The following is an 18,491-nucleotide window of genomic DNA, read 5'->3' as shown; positions in this document are numbered from 1 at the left end:
GGTAACACCACGGTCCGCGAACGGTCGGCTACAGGTTCTCCGTGCCCCGATTTGACCGTAGGTTTCCTCCCATGGACTGGAAGCTGGAGTTGGTATCGGTCCCGGTGTCCGATGTGGACCGGGCGAAGGCGTTCTACACCGAGAAGGCCGGCTTCAACGCCGACCACGATCACCAGGTCAGCGAAGACCTGAGGTTCGTTCAGCTGACGCCGCCCGGCTCGGCGTGCTCGATCGCGATCGGCAGCGGGATGGACCAGGCCGAACCCGGATCGGTCCGCGGGCTGCAGATCGTCGTACCCGATGTGGCCGCGGCCCGGGCGGAGCTGGCCGGCCGTGGGGTCGAGGTGTCGGACCTGCAGGAGTTCCCGTGGGGGACGTTCGCCTTCTTCAGCGACCCCGACGGGAACTCCTGGGCCCTGCAGCAGATGCCCGCCTGGCGCTAGCTCTCCTCGAAGTGGGGGAGTTGCTCGTTCGGGTCCTCCTCGTCCGGCTTGTCCGGGTTGGAGGCCGGTTGCTCGAGCGGTGAATCGTCGTCGGGTCGGGTGCCGACGGCGGGTTCCTCGTCGATCGCGGGGTCGACCAGGTCCGGCATGTCCGGATCCGGGTTGTCGGGGTTCCGGGAGTCGCCCGGGCCCATCGGGATCGGTGGGATCGGATTGGTACTCATCGCCGTCCTCGCTTCGCTCCGGGCGCCGATGAGATCATGCTGTGCTCGATGATGAGCTCGCTGCGCTCCCTCATGGCACCTCCTAGGTGAGATATTTTCCGGTACCCAGGCGGCGACAACCGCACGCGGTGCGAGGTTCTGGGGCAATTCGAGTTATCGCTAACGCTGTGTCACTCGGCGGTTGTAGGGTGGCCTTTGGTTGAGTAGCCAGCCCCCCGACGTTGGCTGCCGTGTCTTCCCTGCGAGGGCGACGATGACCGATCTTCAGCACCACCACAGCGCCGTACGACGCCATCCCGTGACCGCCCCTGTCCAGAAGTCAGATGCCATGTCTGTTGCCACCTCTCCGGCCCGGCCGGTCGCCGTGCAGGTCCGTATCGGCGGTCGCTGGATCGCGGGTCAGGAAGTCGGTCGCCGTACCGGCGTGGCCGGTGACGACGAGGTTCTCGTCAGCCACCACGGTCACCTGGTCTGGGTCGATCAGCAGTCCGTTCGCAGCTCCTAGAGTCTGGAAAGCCCTTACACACAAGGGGTTTCAGCAAAGAGATTTCGCAACCAGATTGCCGATCTCGATGGCCGACGGCGACTGCGTCGGGTCGAACAGGTTCCTGGTGAGACCGAAGGCGACGCCGGCGCGCGTGTCCGCCCAGCCGACGCTGCCACCGATACCCGGCATGCCGAACGAGTCCGGGCTGTCCGCCGCGGTCGATCCGAGCCGGCCGACCGGGAGGCCGAGGGCCCAGACCGCCTCGTTGCCCATTAGTTCGTCCTTCGCCGTGAGCGCCGGTCCGGTGATCTCCGCGACCGTCTCCGGTCGCACCAGCCGCACACCGTCCACCTCACCGATCAGGGCGGCGTACAAGGTGGCGATACCGCGCGCACTCATGGTTCCGCCGGACGGGATGTCGGCGGCGAGCACGTCGGGGCGGTTGCCGTACGTCGCGGACGGCATCACCGCGGCCGGGGCGACCTTGGCGAACATCTCGGCCATCATCGCCGTCATCTCCTCGATCCCGTCCGGCTCGACCAGCCGGGCCACCCGGTGCTGCTGCTCCACCGGTACGCCGAAGTAGAGCTGGTCCGCGATCCCGAGCGGCTCGGTGATCAGTTCACGGAGGAGCTGAGAGATCGGGCTCCCGGTGGCGCGTTGCGCGATCTCGCCGACCAGGAATCCGAACGTCTGCGCGTGGTACGTCGTCTTCGTACCCGGCTCCCACCACGGCTCGGCCGAGGCGAGGTACGTCGTCATCGTCGTCCAGTCGGTCAGGTCCTCGACTGTGGTGCTCGCCGGAAGCGCAGGCAGGCCGATCGAGTGGGTCAGCACGTGCCGAAGGGTGCCCTTCTCCTTGCCGTTGGTGGCGAACTCGGGCCAGACGTCCGCGATCGGAGCGTCGTACGAGAGGACACCGCGGTCGACCAGGATGTTCGCGATCGTCGCGGAAGCGGCCTTGCCGGTGGAGGCGCTGTAGAAGGGGGTGTCCGAGGTGACCGGGCGGCCGGTTGCGGGGTCGGCGAGGCCCGCGACGGCGTCGACGACCAGTTGTCCGTCCTTGTACGCCGCCGCCTGCAGGCCGACCTCGGCACCTGAGGCCACCAGCTCGTCGAGCCGCTGCTGTACCTGGTCCTGGAGGTTCGTCACGATGCTCATCCTGTCTCTTGTGTGGTCTGTCACGAACAGGTCGGAGCCGGGCCGGCGGTTTTGACATGGCTTGTTAGAGACGTGTTAGAGGCCGGGGGTCACGCTCCTACCGCTGCATAGGCTGCGGCCCGTGGCAGTGACAGAAACGCAGGAGAAGGACGTGGTCGGCGTACCGCCGCCGACGCATGGGCGGCTCGTCGCGTGGTTGCTGCACGACCGGCCCACCGTGCGGTCCGGGCCGCACCGGCCGCCGCCGCACCCGACCCACCGCTGGTGGAAGGTCATGTGCCTGACCGGGGTCGACTACTTCTCCACCCTCGGCTACCAGCCCGCGATCGCCGCCGCGGCCGTCGGCCTGCTGTCGCCGCTCGCCACCCTGGTCCTCATCCTGCTGACCCTGCTCGGCGCGCTCCCGGTCTATCGACGGGTCGCGGCCGAGAGCCCGCACGGCGAGGGCTCGATCGCGATGCTGGACCGGCTGCTCGGCCGTTGGAAGGGCAAGTTCACCATCCTGGTGCTGCTCGGCTTCATGGCCACCGACTTCATCATCACGATGACGCTGTCGGCCGCCGATGCCACCGCGCACGTGGTCGAGAACCCGTACGTGCCGCACTGGTTCGAGGGCAAGGAGGTGATCATCACCCTGGTCCTGCTGGCGCTGCTCGCGGCCGTGTTCCTGCGCGGCTTCGGTGAGGCGATCGGGATCGCCGTCGTCCTGGTGGTGGTCTACCTCGGACTCAACCTGATCGTCATCGGCGACGCGCTCTGGAACGTGATCACCGCGCCGGAGCTGGTGACGAACTGGCGCGGTCTGCTCAGCACCGAACACTCCAACATCTGGGTGATGATCGGCATCTCGCTGGTCGTGTTCCCGAAGCTCGCCCTCGGCCTGTCCGGGTTCGAGACCGGCGTCGCGGTGATGCCGCAGGTCAAGGGCGCAGCGGACGACGATCCGGCCCATCCCGCCGAGCGGATCCGCAACACCCGCAAGCTGCTCACCACCGCCGCCCTGATCATGAGCGGATTCCTGATCACCAGCAGCTTCACCACGGTCGTCCTGATCCCGCAGGACGAGTTCAAGGACGGTGGAGAGGCGTCCGGGCGGGCGCTGGCGTACCTGGCGCACGAGCACCTCGGCAACGTCTTCGGGACCGTGTACGACGTCAGCACCATCCTGATTTTGTGGTTCGCCGGGGCCTCGGCGATGGCCGGTCTGCTGAACATCGTGCCGCGGTACCTGCCGCGCTACGGGATGGTCCCGGACTGGGCCCGCGCGACCCGGCCGCTGGTGCTCGTGTTCGCGGTGATCGCCTTCGTCATCACCGTGCTGTTCAAGGCCGACGTGGACGCCCAGGGTGGGGCTTACGCGACCGGCGTACTGGTGCTGATCCTGTCCGCGTCGGTCGCGGTGACACTGTCCGCCCGGCGGCGCGGCCAGAAGGCGAAGACGATCGGCTTCGGCGTGATCAGCGTGGTCTTCCTCTACACCACGATCGCGAACATCATCGAGCGGCCGGACGGCGTCCAGATCGCCTCGTTCTTCATCGTCGCGATCGTGCTCACCTCGCTGATCTCCCGGGCGACCCGGTCGCTGGAGCTGCGCGCGACCGAGGTCCGGTTCGACGACGAGGCGCGCCGGATCATCGAGGCGGCCGCGGTCGACGGCGAGCTCCGGATCATCGCGAACGAACCGGATGCGCGCGACGAGGCGGAGTACCAGGAGAAGGAGGCCGAGCAGCGCGAGGTGCGGAACCTGCCGGAGGGGCTGCCGATCGTGTTCCTCGAGGTGACGCTGACCGACGCGTCGCAGTTCGAGTCCGAGCTGGACGTGATCGGTGAGGAGCGGTTCGGGTACCAGGTCCTGAAGGTCTCCAGCCCGAGTGTGGCGAACGCGATCGCGGCCCTGTCGCTGAAGATCCGCGACGACTGGGACGTGATGCCGCACATCTATTTCGCCTGGGCCGAGGGCAACCCGTTCTACTTCCTGTTCCGCTACCTGATCTCGGGTGAGGGAGACGTCCCGCCGGTCACCCGCGAGGTGCTCCGCCGCGCCGAGCCGGTCCGCTCGAAACGACCCTGGGTGCACGTCGGCTGACACACTTCCGTTGTGGAACTGCGGCAACTGGAGTACTTCGTAGCGGTGGCGCACGAGCGCAGCTTCACGCTGGCCGCTCGCCGGCTGCACGTGGTGCAGAGCGCGGTCAGCGCTGCGATCGCCGCATTGGAACGGGATCTGAAGGTCACCCTGTTCGAACGCAGCGCGCAGCGGGTGGTTCTCACCGAGGCTGGTACGGCGCTGCTGCCGGAAGCGCTGGCGGTGATGGACGCCGTCCAGGGTGCTCGTGATGTCGTCGACGAACTCGGCGCGGGAGTGCGCGGCTCCGTCCGGGTCGGCCTGCTGCCAGGCCTCGGTCTGGTCGACCTGCCCGCCGCGGCCGGTGACTTCCGCCGCCGCTACCCGAACGTCGAGCTGCAACTGCGGGTCGAGCCCGAGGGGTCGGCTGGTGTCATCGTCGGCCTCCGCAACGGCGACATCGACGTCGGCTTCCTCGGTATCGCAGCCGGCAGTGCGCCACGCGAACTGACCACCTGGGAACTGCTCAGAGTCCCGCAGGTGCTGGCGGTCCCGGTCGGTCACCGGCTCGCCCGGCGGCGGACGGTCAAGCTGGCCGATCTCGCCGACGAGGCGTTCGTGGACTTCCCGCCCGGCTTCGGCACCCGGACCCTGATCGACCAACGATTCGAGGCGGCCGGGCTCGAACGGCAGGTCGTGGTCGAGGCCCTCGGGATCGAGAACGGCGTCCAGTTCGTCTCCCACGGCGTCGGCCTCGGCATCCTGCCCGGGTACGCCGTCGCCGGCATCGACGCGATCAAGGTGGTCCGGATCGCCGACGAGTCGTTCCAGTGGTCGCTCTACCTGGCCACGCTGAAGAAGCGGAAACCGACGGCCGCGCTGCGGGCCCTGCTCGGCCTGGTCAGCACCCACCTCCAACACCCGCCGGGCACCGAACTCGGCACCGACCTGGATCAACAGAATTGATTTACCTATCGACTTGAGTCGTTGGACTTGATGCATCGCCCGCAGCAAGATCTTGGTGTCAGCACAAACACCAAGATCTGAAGGAGCAAGGCGATGACCGAGCGGGTAGCGATTGTGACCGGCGGTTCGAGCGGAATCGGCCGCGAGGCCGCGACCCGGCTGGGGCAGGACGGCTACGCGGTGGTGATCGGGTACGGCGGTAACCAGGTCGCGGCCGAGGAGACCGTCAAGGAGGTAGAGCAGGCCGGCGGCCGGGCGATCGCGGTCCGGGCCGACGTCGCCGACGAAACCGCGGTGGCGGCCCTGTTCGACCGGGCCGAGCAGGAGTTCGGCGGTATCGACGTGGTCGTGAACGCGGCCGGGATCATGCCGCTGGCACCGCTGGCCGACCTCGACCTCGACGTGTTCGACCGCGTCGTACGGACCAACCTGCGCGGGACCTTCGTGGTCGACCAGCAGGCGGTACGGCGGGTGCGCGGCGGCGGCGCGATCGTGAACGTCTCCAGCTCCCTCACCAAACTGGCCCGGCCGGGCTACTCCGCCTACTCCGCCACCAAGGGCGGCGTCGAGGCGGTCACCCTGATCCTGGCCCGCGAACTGCGCGGCCGCGACATCACCGTCAACACGGTCGCGCCCGGCCCGACCGCGACCGCCCGTTCTTCGAGGGCAAGTCGCAGGAGCTGGTCGACCGGATCGCCGCCGAGCCGCCGCTGGAGCGCCTCGGGCAGCCGTCCGACATCGCCGAGATCATCGCATTCCTGGCCGGTCCGGCCCGCTGGATCAACGGTCAGGTCATCTACGCCAACGGCGGCTCGGCCGCCTGACCCCCTTGTTCTGAAAGGAAAACCACCATGAGCAAGACAGTCCTGATCAGTGGTGCCTCGAGCGGTTTCGGCGCTCTCACCGCTCGCGCCCTCGCCGACGCCGGACACATCGTGTACGCCGGAATGCGCGATCTCGCCGGCCGGAACGCGACTGCGGCGGCCGACGCCAAGCAGTACGCGAGCGAGCACCGGGTCGACCTCCGGGCCGTCGAGCTCGACATCAGCTCGGACGCCTCAGCCCAGCAGGCCGTCGACACCGTGATCGGTGAGCAGGGGCATCTCGACGTACTGATTCACAACGCCGGGCACATGGTCACCGGGCCGGCCGAGGCGTTCACACCCGAGCAGCTCGCCGAGCTGTACGACACCAACGTGCTCGGCACGCAGCGGCTGAACCGGGCCGCGTTGCCGAAGCTTCGCGAGCAGCAGGACGGGCTGCTGGTGTGGGTCGGCAGCTCGAGTACGCGCGGCGGCACCCCGCCGTACCTGGCTCCGTACTTCGCGGCGAAGGCGGCGATGGATGCGCTCGCGCAGAGCTATGCGCTGGAGGTGGCGCGGTTCGGGATCGAGACGACGATCGTCGTACCGGGTGCGTTCACTCATGGGACCAACCACTTCGCGCACAGCGGTTCGCCGGCCGACGCGGACGTGGTCGCGGCGTACGAGACGAAGTACGCCGGGCTGCTGGAACAGGTCAGTCAGAAGCTCGCCGAGCTCGAGCCGGCCTGGGCCGACGTCGCCGAAGTGGCGAAGGCGATCGTGACCGTGGTCGACACCGAGAAGGGCCGCCGGCCGTTCCGGGTGCACATCGACCCGTCCGACGACGGCGCCGCCGTGGTGAACGCGGTCGCCGACCGCGTCCGCACCGAACTCCTCCGCCGAATCGGCCTCGAGGACCTCCTCCACCCAGTCCGATGACCGGCGTGTTCGGGTGACTGCGGAACGTCTCGTCGCGGGGATGGTGGCGTCGTAAAGTTACGGTGTGGAGGATGACGGAGCGAATGTCGCTGACGTCTTCGCGAAGCTCGCGGTCGAGCTGCATGAGGAGCCGGGCGTCGGCGAGACGGTGGACGCGGTCGTGCAGTTCGCCCTGCACGCGGTGAGCTGTACGCACGCCGGTGTCCTGCTGTCGCAGCGCAGCGGACAGTGGGAGACCCACACGACAACGGACCCGCTGGTCGAGGAGTCCGACCGGCTGCAGGCGGAGCTGGGCGAGGGCCCGTCCACCGACGTGATCGCCGAGCACGACACCGTCCTGATCCCCGATACCGCCTCTGACCCGCGCTGGCCGATCTGGGGGCCGAAGGTGGCAGCGCTCGGGTTGCGCAGTGTGCTCAGCGTCCGGCTGGCCGCCGGCGGCAGCACCCTCGGCGTCCTCCAGCTCTTCAACTCCGAGCCCTACGCCTTCGAGCCCGACGACGATGCCGTCGCCCACATCCTCGCCCGGCACGCCTCCGTCGCCCTCGCCAACGCCCGCCAGGAAGCCTCCCTCTGGCAGGCGATCGACGCCCGCAGGCTGGTCGGCCAGGCCCAGGGCATCCTGATGGAACGCTTCGGTATCGACAGCGATCAGGCCTTCGCCGTCCTCCGCCGCTACTCCCAGGACAACAACGTCAAACTCCGCGACGTAGCCCAAAGGCTCATCGACACCCGCAAGCTCCCGGACCAACGGCGCGCGTAGTTCGAGGGTGAGAGACCCCGGCGGGCCCTGACAGCTCCGCCGGGGTGGCTGTTGATCTCTCAACAGCCACCGGATCGTACGCGGTAAGCCCTCTCCTGAGGAGGGTTCGTCTCAGGAAAAGATCAGCGGGCGGTGATCGGGTGCTGACGGTGGGGATTATTGTTGGTTCTTGCAACCAAATAGGGCTGGGTGAGGACGCGCCGGCCGTTTCCGCCCCGGGGCAGCCGATCGGCTGCCCCGGCCGCAGCGAACCGACGCCGACCACGTCCGCGACGCCGCGCGGGCCGATGCCGATCGGCTCCTGGCCGAGGCGAGCGCCGAGGAGCGAGAGATCCGGCAGCGCATCGCCGAACTGGAGGCCGTCGAGCAACGCCTCCTCGCCACCATCCGCGACAACCTCTCCGACACCCCACCGCCTCCCGCAGCCCACGCCGCCAACGGCTACCCCGAACCCCACCGCCAACCCTTCGGCTGACCGGCACCCGCCCGCCGCCCGCCGCCGGCTGGTGGGCTCACCCACGAGAAGCTGGGTTCGCGCCCCGGATTCTGGTTGGCTAACCCACTGGCTGGTTGGCTGACCCACGAGGAGGCGGGTTGGCCTACTCGACTCCGGGTGGCGAACCCGCCTTCTCGGACGTGGACCCACCAGCGGGGGGTTGGGGGTGTGTCGGCGCAGGATGGCATGCTCTCGACTCAGGGACACCGATTGAGTGAGGAGTGCTGTGGGGCCGTGGGATGGGGATCAGGTGCTGGGGTTGGCGCCGGATCCTGCGTCCGCCAAGGCAGCCCAGGCTCAGGCGCGTACGACGAAGTGGCCGGAGACCGGTAGTTCGGACCGGGCCGTGTGGGGGCTGTGCCAGGGGAGCGGCAAGCAGCCGTACCAGACCACGGTCGACTTGAGTGGTCCGGCGTACAAGTGCTCCTGTCCGAGCCGGAAGTTCCCGTGCAAGCACGCGCTTGGGCTGCTGTTGCTCTGGTCGACCGGTGAGGTCCGGCCGGGCGACGAGCCGGAGTGGGTGAAGTCCTGGGTGGACCAGCGCGCTGAACGCGCCGAACGCCCGGAGCGCAAGCCGGGTGAGGTAGCCGATCCGTTGGCGGCCCAGCAGCGTGCCTCGAGGCGGGCCGACCGGGTCTCCGCCGGTATGGCCGAGCTGGCAAGTTGGCTCGACGACCAGGTCAGGCAAGGGCTCGGCGGGTTCGACCAGCGGGCGTACAGCGAGCTCAGCCGGTTGGCCGCGCGGATGGTGGATGCCCAGGCCCCAGGCGTGGCAGGAGCGGTACGGCGTGCAGCAGGCGTAGTCGGCCGCGGACACGGCTGGCCCGGCGAACTGCTGGAGGAGCTGTCGCTGATCCACCTCACCGTGTCCGCTCACTCCCGGCTCGCCGATCTGCCACCGTCGCTCGCCGACACCGTGCAATCCCGGATCGGCTGGACCGTCGAGACCGCGCGAGTGCTGGCTGAGGGAGAGAAGGTCGAGGACGACTGGCTGGTGCTCGGCCGGGTGATCGAACCCGACGACCGGCTGACCGTCCGCCGGGTCTGGTTGCGCGGGGCAACAGCCGGACGGCTCGGCCTGATCCTCAACTTCGCCGCTGCCGGGCGACCCCTCGATCCGCTGCCGGCGCGACCAGGTGAGTACGTCCCCGGCGCCCTCTCGTTCTACCCCGGCGCACTCCCGATGCGTGCCCTCCTCACCCAGACCGCTCCTCGCCTGCCCGCACCCCGGCCCACCGGATTCACCGCGCAACAGGCGTTGGCGTCGTACGTCGAATCCGTCGCCGCGGACCCGTGGAACGAACGCTGGCCGCTGGTCCTGCAGGATGTTCGCCCGGCCGGGTACGGCGAGGGGTGGGCGCTGGTGGACGCAGCAGGCGATGGACTCGAGATCATGCCCGGCGTGGATCCGTTGAAGCTGCTCGCGGTGTCGGCCGGTGATCCGGTCACGGTCGCCGGTGAGTGGAACCGGGCCGGGTTCCGCCCGATGACATGCTGGCATGGCGATCGGCCGGTGCTCCTGTGAAGGGCTGGGACGGGCTGGTCAGTTCGGCGCTGCTCGGAACCGATCGGCGGCCGGTGCATTTCGAGGAGTTGCCCGAACACATCCAGGAGCGGCTCGGTGAGGGCGGTCTCCTGGACGCGGCCGCGCTGGCGACGGTCTACAAACGGGCTGGTCGAAAGCCGTTGCGTGACCTCGAACCGTTGCCCGCGGCCCCTGGTGAGGACCGACCGCTGCCTCGGCCGGTCGCGATCCGTCGGCTGGCCGCGATGCTCGGCGGATTCCAGACGACTGCTCTCGGGGAGTGGTTGCGGGCGGCGGACGCTCGGGGCTGGGGAGTGCCGCCGGAGCATCTGCCCGCGTTGGCCGACTACGCCCGCAATCGGGCCGAGTACCGGCCGCTCGTCATCGCCGCAGCCGGTCGACGGGCGACGTGGCTGGCCGATCTCAACCCGGAGTGGAAGTTCCTCCACGCGGCGGTTGCCGAGAGCAATGACCCTGAGTTGTGGACACACGGCAACGCGCTGCAGCGGCGCACTTGGTTGCAAACGACGCGCCGTCAGGACCCCGCCGCCGCACTCGAAGCGCTGCGCGAGGTCTGGCCGACGGAGGCGGCCGCGACCCGGGCGGAGTTCCTCGGTCTGCTGGCCGATGGATTGTCCATGGCCGACGAGGAGTTCCTCGAAGAGGTCGCGCTCGACGATCGCGCCAAGGACGTACGCCGGGGCGCGGCCAGGTTGCTGTCCCGGATCCCTGGTTCGCGGTACGGCGCCCGGATGACTGAACGGATGTGGTCCCATCTGGTCGTCAGCCAAGGCGTGCTGGCCGTCGACCTACCGAAGCGACTCAGTACGTCGATGGAACGCGACGGCATCGACTCGCAGAACCCGGAGGGGATCGGCAAACGCGCCTGGTGGTTCCTCCAGATCGTCGCGAACACCCCTCTCGACGTGATGGATCCAGCCTGGCTGGGGATGCCGGTGGAGGGTTGCGCGCCCGAGATCCTGCAGTCCGCTTGGGCGGAGGCCGCCGTACGGGAGAACGCTGAGCCCTGGGCACGGGAGTTGCTGAAGGCAAATGCTTCGACCGGTAGCCGGAGTGCGGCCGAACTGCTGCGAGTGCTGCCGGCCGACGAATGGGTGCGGGCGGTGACCGCACTGAAGGACAGCATCGAACTGACCGAGTTGGTCGGTGGGTTGCCGGTGCCGTGGCCGGCCTCGCTGGGCAGCATGATCCTGGATCAACTCATGAAGGCCGGGACGCCCAGAGGCTGGGCCCGGTTGGCGAGTATCGCGGCTCGCGCGGTGCCGGCCGACGTACTCGATCATCCGATCACCCGCGAGCCGACCGGCGAGGAAGACACCTGGCGCCGCCGCCTGGTGGAGACCCTGATCTTCCGACGTGAAATGTATGAGGAGCTCTCATGACCACTGAGGTACTGCGACCGCACGCCGAGGAAGAGTACGCCGGGGAACTCGCGGCGCTGGCCGCCGCGGACGAGCGGCCGCGGCCGCCGGCGTGGCGGCTCTCGCCGGCCGCGGTGGTCACCTACCTCCTCGGCGGCCGGGCCGGTGACGTGGAGATCTCACCCAAGTACGTCGGTCCGCGCCGGCTGATCGAGGTCGCGGTAGCCACCCTGGCGACGGATCGTGCGCTGCTGCTTCTCGGCGTACCAGGTACGGCGAAGACGTGGGTCAGCGAGCACCTTGCGGCCGCGGTCAGTGGTGACTCGACCCTGCTGGTGCAAGGTACGGCAGGGACGGCCGAGGAGTCGATCCGGTACGGCTGGAACTACGCGCAATTGATTGCCCAGGGCCCCAGTGAGGCGGCGCTGGTGCCGAGTCCGGTGCAGCGGGCGATGACGGAGGCGAAGATCGCCCGGATCGAGGAGCTGACTCGGATGCCGTCCGACGTCCAGGACGCCCTGATCACGATCCTGTCCGAGAAGACGCTGCCGATCTCCGAGCTGGGCACGGAAGTCCAGGCCCGCAAGGGTTTCAACGTCATCGCGACGGCCAACGACCGCGACAAGGGTGTCAACGAACTGTCCAGCGCCCTGCGTCGGCGGTTCAACACCGTCGTCCTGCCGCTTCCCGACTCGGCCGACGACGAGGTGGAGATCGTGTCTCGCCGGGTCGCGCAACTCGGGACCGCGCTCGAGCTGCCGCAGCCGGACGACGCGCTGGCCGAGATCCGCCGGGTGGTGACGATCTTCCGCGAACTGCGGTCCGGCCGGACCGAGGACGGTCGTACGGCGGTGAAGTCGCCGACCGCCACGCTCTCCACGGCCGAGGCGATCAGCGTCATCACCGGCGGTATCGCGTTGGCCGCCCACTTCGGTGACGGCGTTCTGCGACCCACCGATGTGGCCGGCGGCATCCTCGGTGCCGTCGTCAAGGACCCGTCCGCGGATCGCGTCGTCTGGTCGGAGTACCTGGAGACCGTCGTCCGTGAGCGGGACGACTGGGCACCGTTCTATCGGGCCTGCCGAGAGATCAGCGGATGACCGTTCACCTGCTGGGGATTCGGCATCACGGGCCGGGGTCGGCGCGGGCGGTCGCGACTGCTCTCGCTGAGCTCGAGCCGGATGTGGTGCTGATCGAGGGGCCGCCGGAGGCCGACAAGGTGGTCGAGCTGGCCGCGTCGGAGGAGATGGTGCCGCCGGTCGCGTTGCTCGCGTATGCGGTGGACGACTCGACCCGGGCTGCCTTCTGGCCGTTCGCGGTGTTCAGCCCCGAGTGGCAGGCGATCGAGTACGCGCTGACGGCCGCCGTACCCGTGCGGTTCTGCGATCTTCCGGCCGCCCACCAGTTCGCCTCCTCCGGTGGCGAGGGCCGGCGCGGGTTGTCGATCGATCCGCTGGCCACGTTGGCGAACGCGGGTGGGTACGACGATCCCGAGCGGTGGTGGGACGACGTGATCGAGTCCCGGCGCGAGGGAGCCGAGCCGTTCTCCGTGATCGCCGACGCGATGCGTGAGCTCCGGCACGGCGAGGAGGCGAAGGGCCGCGAGGCGCAGCGTGAGGCCTACATGCGGACCGTACTGCGGAAGGCTCAGCGCGAAGGCTTCGAGCGGATCGCGGTGATCTGCGGAGCCTGGCATGTGCCCGCGCTGGAAGCACCGTTGCCCACAGCAACACATGATCAGCGGATCCTGAAGGGCCTGCCGAAGCGGAAGGTCGCCTGCACGTGGGTCCCGTGGACGCACGGCCGGCTGGCCGCCACCAGCGGGTACGGCGCCGGGATCACCTCACCTGGTTGGTATCACCACCTGTTCACCGCGCCGGACCAGATCACTGCGCGCTGGCTGTCGAAGGTCGCGCGGGTCCTGCGGGAGGAGGATCTGCCCGTCTCGAGTGCGCACGTGATCGAGGCGGTCCGGCTCGCGGACACCCTGGCTGCGTTGCGGGAACGTCCGCTGGCCGGGTTGAGCGAGGTCACCGAGGCGACGCGGGCGGTCCTTTGCGGCGGGAACGACGTACTGCTTGATCTCGTCACTCGCGAAGCGGTCGTCGGAGAGCTGCTGGGGTCGGTGCCGGGGGAGACGCCGCAGGCTCCGGTGGCGGCGGATTTGGCGGCACAGGCACGGCGGCTGCGGATGCGGCGGGACGCGACCGAGCGGGTGATCGAGCTCGATCTGCGGAAGCCGAACGACCTGGAGAAGTCGCGACTGCTGCACCGGTTGCGGATCCTCGGCGTGCACTGGGGTGTGCCGGCTGCGGACGAGCGACGGGCTCAGGGGACGTTCCGCGAGATGTGGCGACTCGCCTGGGATCCCGGGCTCGAGGTCGAACTGGTCGCCGCCGGCGCGCACGGTACGACGGTGCTCGGCGCTGCGACGACCGTGATGCTGAGGGTCGCGGACGAGTCGTCGACCTTGGCCGATGTGACCGCGGCGTTGGAGAAGTCCCTGCTGGCCGACCTCGCGGACGCGATGCCCGAGTTGCTGCGTGCTGTCGACACCCGCGCGGCCATCGATGCGGACGTCGGTCATCTGATGGCGGCGTTACCTGCGTTGGCGCGATCTTCGCGGTACGGCGATGTGCGTGGCACCGACACGGCTGGGCTGGCCTCGGTGGCGGGCCGGATGGTGTCCCGGGTGTGTGCCGGTCTGGGTCGGACTGTGCACGGGCTCGATCCGGATGCGGCGGCCGCCGTACAGGAATTGATCGACGGGGTGCAGGACGCGACCGCCTTGCTGGACGAGGAGGTGCGGGCGGAGTGGCTGGCGACACTCGAGGGATTGAGCGATCGTTTGTCCGTGCCGCCGTTGATCCGTGGGCGGTTGACGCGACTGATGCTCGACACGTCGCGGCTGCCGGATCATGAGGTCGCTTTGCGGCTCGGGCGGGCGTTGACGCCTGGTACGCCGACTGCCGACGCCGCCGGGTATGTCGAGGGGTTCCTGGCCGGTGGTGGGTTGTTGCTGGTGCACGACGAGCGGTTGCTGGCGTTGGTGGATGCGTGGCTGGCGGCGATCCCGGACGACGCGTTCGTCGAGGTGCTTCCGCTGCTTCGTCGTACGTTTGGAACCTTTGCTTCGCCGGAGCGGCGGTCGATCGGCACGCGGGCTCGTGCTCTGGGTGATCCGGCTGCTGCGGTCGTTGCTGATGACGACGATCTCGACGCCGAGTTGGCCGCGTCCGTGCTTCCTGTCGTCGCGCAGCTCTTGGGGGTCTCATGAACGACGAACGGATGCGCCGGTGGCGGTTGGTGCTCGGCAGCGAAGCCGATCCGGAGACCGGTACGACGCTGTCCGCCGAGGACCGGTCGGTCGACGCTTCGCTGGCCGCGCTGTACGACGCGGCTGCCGGAGACGGAACGCAACGGGCGGCCGGGCTGGGGTCGTCGGCGCCGCGGGTGGCTCGGTGGCTGGGCGACATCCGGCAGTACTTCCCGAGCACGGTGGTTCAGGTGATGCAGCGGGATGCGGTCGAGCGGCTCGGCATCACCCGGATGCTGATGGAGCCGGAGTTGCTCGGCGCGGTCGAGCCCGACGTACACCTGGTGAGCACCTTGCTTGCTTTGAACGAGGTGATGCCGGAGGAGACCAAGCAGACCGCGCGCGAGGTGGTCGGCCGGGTCGTCGCCGAGCTCGAGGCCCGGCTGGCCGAACGCACCCGGGCCGCGGTCACCGGTGCACTCGACCGGGCCGGGCGGACCAGCCGGCCGCGGCACTCGGACATCGACTGGGACCGGACCATCCGGGCCAACCTCAAGCACTTCTCGCCGGCCCTCGGCACGATCGTCCCGGACCGGCTGGTCGGGTATGCGCGGCGGAATCACAGCGTCCAGCGGGACATCGTGCTGGCCATCGACCAGTCCGGCTCGATGGCGGAGTCGGTGGTGTACGCGTCGCTGTTCGGCGCGGTGCTCGGATCGATCCGGACGCTGCGGACCAGCTTGGTCGTGTTCGACACCGCAGTGGTCGATCTCACCGATCAACTGGAGGATCCGGTCGACGTACTGTTCGGGACGCAGTTGGGTGGCGGCACGGACATCAACCGGGCGCTCGCGTACTGCGAGGAGCTCGTGAGCAAGCCCGCGGAGACGGTGATGGTGCTGATCTCCGACCTCTACGAGGGCGGTGTCCGCGAGGAGATGCTTCGCCGGGCCCGCTCGCTGGTCGAGTCCGGCGTCCAGTTGATCGCCCTGCTGGCCCTGGCCGACTCAGGCACCCCGTCGTACGACGCCGAGAACGCGGCCGCCCTCGCCGACCTCGGCGTACCTACCTTCGCCTGCACCCCCGACCTCTTCCCCGACCTGATGGCCGCCGCCATCCGCCACGAAGACATCCCCACCTGGGCGGCCACCAATTTGTCGGGAAGCAACTGACCGGCTGAGCTGTTGCCCATCGACATGACAACGGTTGAGCTGGTTCGCTTCAAGGTGCGACCGGAGCAGGTCGAGGAACTACTGGCCGCGCGCACGGACATGCTGCAGGACTTCGCCGCCGACCGCGCCGGCTTCCTGAACGCCCGCCTGGTCCGGCTCCCCAACGACGAATGGCTCGACATCGTCGAGTGGAGCACCCCGGAGGACTACGCCGCCTCCCGCGAGAAGGGCCCCAACCTCCCCGGCATAGCCCGCTTCTTCGCCGCCATCGACTCCGTCGTCACCGCCGAGGAAGGCGCCCTCGCGGACTGATCCACCTGACAGCGGGTCTGCGCGGGTGCGACCGTGGCTGGATGGAGATCGATCGAATCGGGCCGGACGAGTTCGATCGGGCGGCGGAGTTGTGGGAGGCGTCGGTGCGGGCGACGCATGACTTCGTCACCGAGGCGGATCTGGACGTGTTCCGGCCGCTGGTGAGGGCGGCCCTCGGAGAGATCCGGCACCTGGCCGGGCTGCGGTCCCAGGACGGTCTGCTGATCGGCTTCGTCGGCGTGGCCGACGGGAACGTGGAGATGCTTTTCCTGGACCCGGCGTACCGCGGGCGCGGTGGCGGCAGTCTGCTGCTCGACCACGCCCGCACGGCCTTCGCGGCGACCTCGGTGGACGTGAACGAGCAGAATCCGCAGGCCGTCGGGTTCTACCTGCACCACGGCTTCCGGGTTGTCTCCCGCAGCGAGACCGACTCGACCGACAAGCCGTACCCGATCCTCCACCTGACGCTCGCCGACCAGTAACCGGCACTCCGGCAGGGGGCCAGATCCGGTGGGGTGGCGGCGTCAGTCGGCCAGTTCGAGGATGTCGATGGGGGTGTTGGGGTCGGCTTCGGCGAAGCGGAGGGCCCAGTGGACTGCCTCGGCCTTGGACTCGACGCGGATGATCGAGACGCCGGCGATCAGTTCCTTGGTTTCGGCGAAGGGGCCGTCGACCACGCGGGGCTCGTCGCCGGGGGTCGGGAAGGTGAGCCGGGCGCCGCGGGAGCTCGGCATCAGGCCTTCGGCGACGAGCAGCACCCCTGCCTGCCGCATCTCCTCGAGGACGGCGTCCGCCCGGGCCAGCATGTCCGGGTCCGGCGGGTTGCCCGCCTCCAGGCTGTCGTTGGTCTTGTGAAGCAGCATGTACCTCATAGGGCAGACCTTAGTGCCGCCCAGAACTCCGGTGGGATCTCCTGGTCGAGCCACGCCGCGACCTCGGTGATCTCCTGCGGTGTGCGCGCCCCGACCACCACAGCCGGTACGGCGGGATGCGCGAGCGGGAACTGGACCGCGGCGGCCAGCAACGGCACGTCGTACCGGCGACACACCTCGCGCAGGCGCTCGATACGCCGTACCAGCTCAGCTGACCCCCGCGGCACGCGCTCAGCCAGTACGCCGCCCTGGAACACGCCGGCCGCCAGCACCGCGACCCCGAGCTTCTCGCAGAGCGGTAGGAGTTCGTCGGCGCCGGACTGGTCGAGGAGCGAGTAGCGACCGGCGAGCAGGATGCAGTCCGGGCCGTCCGTCCCTGTCTCGCGGAGGAACCGGGCCGCGACGTCGGCGTGGTTCACCCCGAGCGAGATGGCCCGGATGGTCCCGCGCCCGCGCAGCTCGGCGAGAGCGCGCAGCGCCTCGGTCGAGGCGGTCGGGTAGTCGAGATCCGGGTCGTGGATGTGCAGGACGTCGATCCGGTCGATGCCCATCCGCTCCAGGCTTTCCTCGAACGACCGCATCACCGCGCCGTAGGAGTAATCGAGCCGCGGACCCAGACCGGCCGGCGGCTCGGCCCAGATCGGCTGGATGTCCGGACCGCCCGGCTCGATCAGCCGGCCGACCTTGCTGCAGAGCACGAACCGGTTCCGTGGCCGCCCGCGCAACGCGAGCCCGGCCCGCTGCTCGGACAGCCCGTACCCGTAGACCGGCGCGGTGTCGAACAGCCGGATGCCGAGCTCCCAGGCGCGGTCGATGGTCGCGATGGCCTGCGACTCCGGTACGGCGGCGAACATGCCCCCGATCGAGGCGAGCCCGAGCCCCAGCCTGCTGACCCGCAATCCCGTCCGTCCCAGCTCCACACTCCGCATACGGCCGACCCTAGAAGTCGGCGCCGACACTTCCGCGCGGCGTGCGGAACCGGCACTATGCGGAGATGGGTGAGATCGCGGAGCGGTACCGTCGGCGGGCCGAGGCGTTCGAGCGGAAGGTCGCCGCGGTTCAGCCGGAGCAGTGGGACAACCAGTCGCCGTGTGAGAAGTGGACGGCCAAGGACGTGGTCGACCACATCGTGATGATGCACGGGGTCATGCTGATGCCGGTGGCCCGCAAACTCGAGCCGGCCGACGACCCGTTGACCGCGTTCCAGGAGGCCCGCGCGGCCGTCGAGGACGTGCTCGACGACCCGGTGCTCGCCCTCACCGAGACCGACACGCCGACCGGCCGGATGACGACCGAGCAGCACATCGACCAGGTGATCTCCGATGACCTGGTCCTGCACGGCTGGGACCTGGCCCGCGCGACCGGCCAGGACGAGACGATGGAGCCGGTCGACGTCGAGCGCCTCTGGGCCAGTACGGCGGCCATCCCCGCGGATGTGATGGAGAAGTTCCGCACCCCGGGCGCCTTCGGTGAAGGCGTCGAGGTCTTCGGCGCCGAGGTCAAGGTCCCGCCGGACGCGCCACTCCAGGACCGCCTACTCGGCCTGATCGGCCGCCAGCCCTAGCCCCTTTGGTTGGCTGACCCACCACGGTGTGGGTTGGCTACCGGGATTCGGGGTTGCTAAC

The 18,491-nt window shown here is 69.2% G+C and carries 18 protein-coding genes and 1 pseudogene; 15 read left to right on the top strand and 4 right to left on the bottom strand.

The window, feature by feature from the left end:
- The first annotated feature begins 71 nt into the window (after positions 1 to 71).
- Positions 72 to 443, top strand: a complete 372-nt coding sequence (locus tag V9K99_RS01000; protein WP_337003170.1) for a VOC family protein — start codon at positions 72 to 74, stop codon at positions 441 to 443.
- Here V9K99_RS01000 and V9K99_RS00995 read toward each other — a convergent pair.
- Positions 440 to 667 (bottom strand): hypothetical protein, encoded by a 228-nt coding sequence (locus V9K99_RS00995; protein WP_337003172.1) that lies wholly within the window; start codon positions 665 to 667, stop codon positions 440 to 442. The genes V9K99_RS01000 and V9K99_RS00995 overlap by 4 nt on opposite strands.
- A 253-nt stretch (positions 668 to 920) precedes the next feature.
- Between V9K99_RS00995 and V9K99_RS00990 the strand changes: the two genes are divergently transcribed.
- On the top strand, positions 921 to 1,172 hold the full coding sequence (locus tag V9K99_RS00990; protein WP_337003174.1) for a hypothetical protein: 252 nt from the start codon (positions 921 to 923) through the stop codon (positions 1,170 to 1,172).
- A gap of 30 nt (positions 1,173 to 1,202) precedes the next feature.
- On the opposite strand, the gene V9K99_RS00985 is transcribed toward V9K99_RS00990, so the two are convergent.
- Positions 1,203 to 2,315: a serine hydrolase domain-containing protein gene (locus tag V9K99_RS00985; RefSeq protein ID WP_337003176.1), complete on the bottom strand. Its 1,113-nt coding sequence runs from the start codon at positions 2,313 to 2,315 to the stop codon at positions 1,203 to 1,205.
- 121 nt (positions 2,316 to 2,436) lie between these two features.
- On the opposite strand from V9K99_RS00985, the gene V9K99_RS00980 reads away from it, so the two are divergent.
- The 12 genes and pseudogenes from V9K99_RS00980 (at position 2,437) to V9K99_RS00925 (ending at position 16,476) form a co-directional block, all read left to right on the top strand.
- Positions 2,437 to 4,401: an amino acid transporter gene (locus V9K99_RS00980; protein ID WP_337003178.1), complete on the top strand. Its 1,965-nt coding sequence runs from the start codon at positions 2,437 to 2,439 to the stop codon at positions 4,399 to 4,401.
- A gap of 12 nt (positions 4,402 to 4,413) precedes the next feature.
- The gene (locus V9K99_RS00975; protein WP_337003180.1) at positions 4,414 to 5,346 is read left to right on the top strand and encodes a LysR family transcriptional regulator; all 933 of its coding nucleotides are present in this window, start codon (positions 4,414 to 4,416) and stop codon (positions 5,344 to 5,346) included.
- Between the two features lie 93 nt (positions 5,347 to 5,439).
- Positions 5,440 to 6,170: pseudogene (locus tag V9K99_RS00970) on the top strand (SDR family oxidoreductase).
- A 27-nt stretch (positions 6,171 to 6,197) separates the two neighbouring features.
- Positions 6,198 to 7,088, top strand: a complete 891-nt coding sequence (locus V9K99_RS00965; RefSeq protein WP_337003182.1) for an SDR family oxidoreductase — start codon at positions 6,198 to 6,200, stop codon at positions 7,086 to 7,088.
- Between the two features lie 64 nt (positions 7,089 to 7,152).
- Positions 7,153 to 7,851 (top strand): GAF and ANTAR domain-containing protein, encoded by a 699-nt coding sequence (locus V9K99_RS00960; RefSeq protein ID WP_337003184.1) that lies wholly within the window; start codon positions 7,153 to 7,155, stop codon positions 7,849 to 7,851.
- A gap of 710 nt (positions 7,852 to 8,561) precedes the next feature.
- Entirely contained in the window at positions 8,562 to 9,872 is a 1,311-nt protein-coding gene (locus V9K99_RS00955) for an SWIM zinc finger family protein (RefSeq protein WP_337003186.1), read from the top strand.
- Positions 9,839 to 11,275, top strand: coding sequence for a DUF5691 domain-containing protein (locus V9K99_RS00950; RefSeq protein ID WP_337003188.1), 1,437 nt, complete (start codon positions 9,839 to 9,841; stop codon positions 11,273 to 11,275). Before V9K99_RS00955 ends, V9K99_RS00950 begins: the two co-directional genes overlap by 34 nt.
- Positions 11,272 to 12,354: an ATP-binding protein gene (locus V9K99_RS00945; protein ID WP_337003190.1), complete on the top strand. Its 1,083-nt coding sequence runs from the start codon at positions 11,272 to 11,274 to the stop codon at positions 12,352 to 12,354. Before V9K99_RS00950 ends, V9K99_RS00945 begins: the two co-directional genes overlap by 4 nt.
- Positions 12,351 to 14,531 (top strand): DUF5682 family protein, encoded by a 2,181-nt coding sequence (locus V9K99_RS00940; protein ID WP_337003192.1) that lies wholly within the window; start codon positions 12,351 to 12,353, stop codon positions 14,529 to 14,531. The genes V9K99_RS00945 and V9K99_RS00940 overlap by 4 nt, the downstream gene beginning before the upstream one ends.
- On the top strand, positions 14,528 to 15,682 hold the full coding sequence (locus V9K99_RS00935) for a VWA domain-containing protein (protein WP_337003194.1): 1,155 nt from the start codon (positions 14,528 to 14,530) through the stop codon (positions 15,680 to 15,682). The genes V9K99_RS00940 and V9K99_RS00935 overlap by 4 nt, the downstream gene beginning before the upstream one ends.
- 24 nt (positions 15,683 to 15,706) lie before the next feature.
- Entirely contained in the window at positions 15,707 to 15,994 is a 288-nt protein-coding gene (locus tag V9K99_RS00930; RefSeq protein ID WP_337003196.1) for an antibiotic biosynthesis monooxygenase, read from the top strand.
- Between the two features lie 41 nt (positions 15,995 to 16,035).
- Positions 16,036 to 16,476: a GNAT family N-acetyltransferase gene (locus tag V9K99_RS00925; protein WP_337003198.1), complete on the top strand. Its 441-nt coding sequence runs from the start codon at positions 16,036 to 16,038 to the stop codon at positions 16,474 to 16,476.
- 42 nt (positions 16,477 to 16,518) lie between these two features.
- On the opposite strand, the gene V9K99_RS00920 is transcribed toward V9K99_RS00925, so the two are convergent.
- Both V9K99_RS00920 and V9K99_RS00915 read right to left on the bottom strand, forming a co-directional pair.
- The gene (locus tag V9K99_RS00920) at positions 16,519 to 16,866 is read right to left on the bottom strand and encodes a YciI family protein (RefSeq protein WP_337003200.1); all 348 of its coding nucleotides are present in this window, start codon (positions 16,864 to 16,866) and stop codon (positions 16,519 to 16,521) included.
- Positions 16,863 to 17,795, bottom strand: a complete 933-nt coding sequence (locus V9K99_RS00915) for an aldo/keto reductase (RefSeq protein WP_337003202.1) — start codon at positions 17,793 to 17,795, stop codon at positions 16,863 to 16,865. Before V9K99_RS00915 ends, V9K99_RS00920 begins: the two co-directional genes overlap by 4 nt.
- 65 nt (positions 17,796 to 17,860) lie before the next feature.
- Here V9K99_RS00915 and V9K99_RS00910 point away from each other — a divergent pair, with 65 nt between their 5' ends.
- Entirely contained in the window at positions 17,861 to 18,430 is a 570-nt protein-coding gene (locus V9K99_RS00910; RefSeq protein WP_337003204.1) for a TIGR03086 family metal-binding protein, read from the top strand.
- Positions 18,431 to 18,491: the final 61 nt, after the last annotated feature.

The sequence above is a fragment of the Kribbella sp. CCNWLW201 genome, assembly GCF_037203805.1.
Classification (GTDB): Bacteria; Actinomycetota; Actinomycetes; order Propionibacteriales; family Kribbellaceae; genus Kribbella.
Note: the sequence above shows the minus strand (reverse complement) of the source record. Positions and strands in the feature narration are given on the sequence as shown.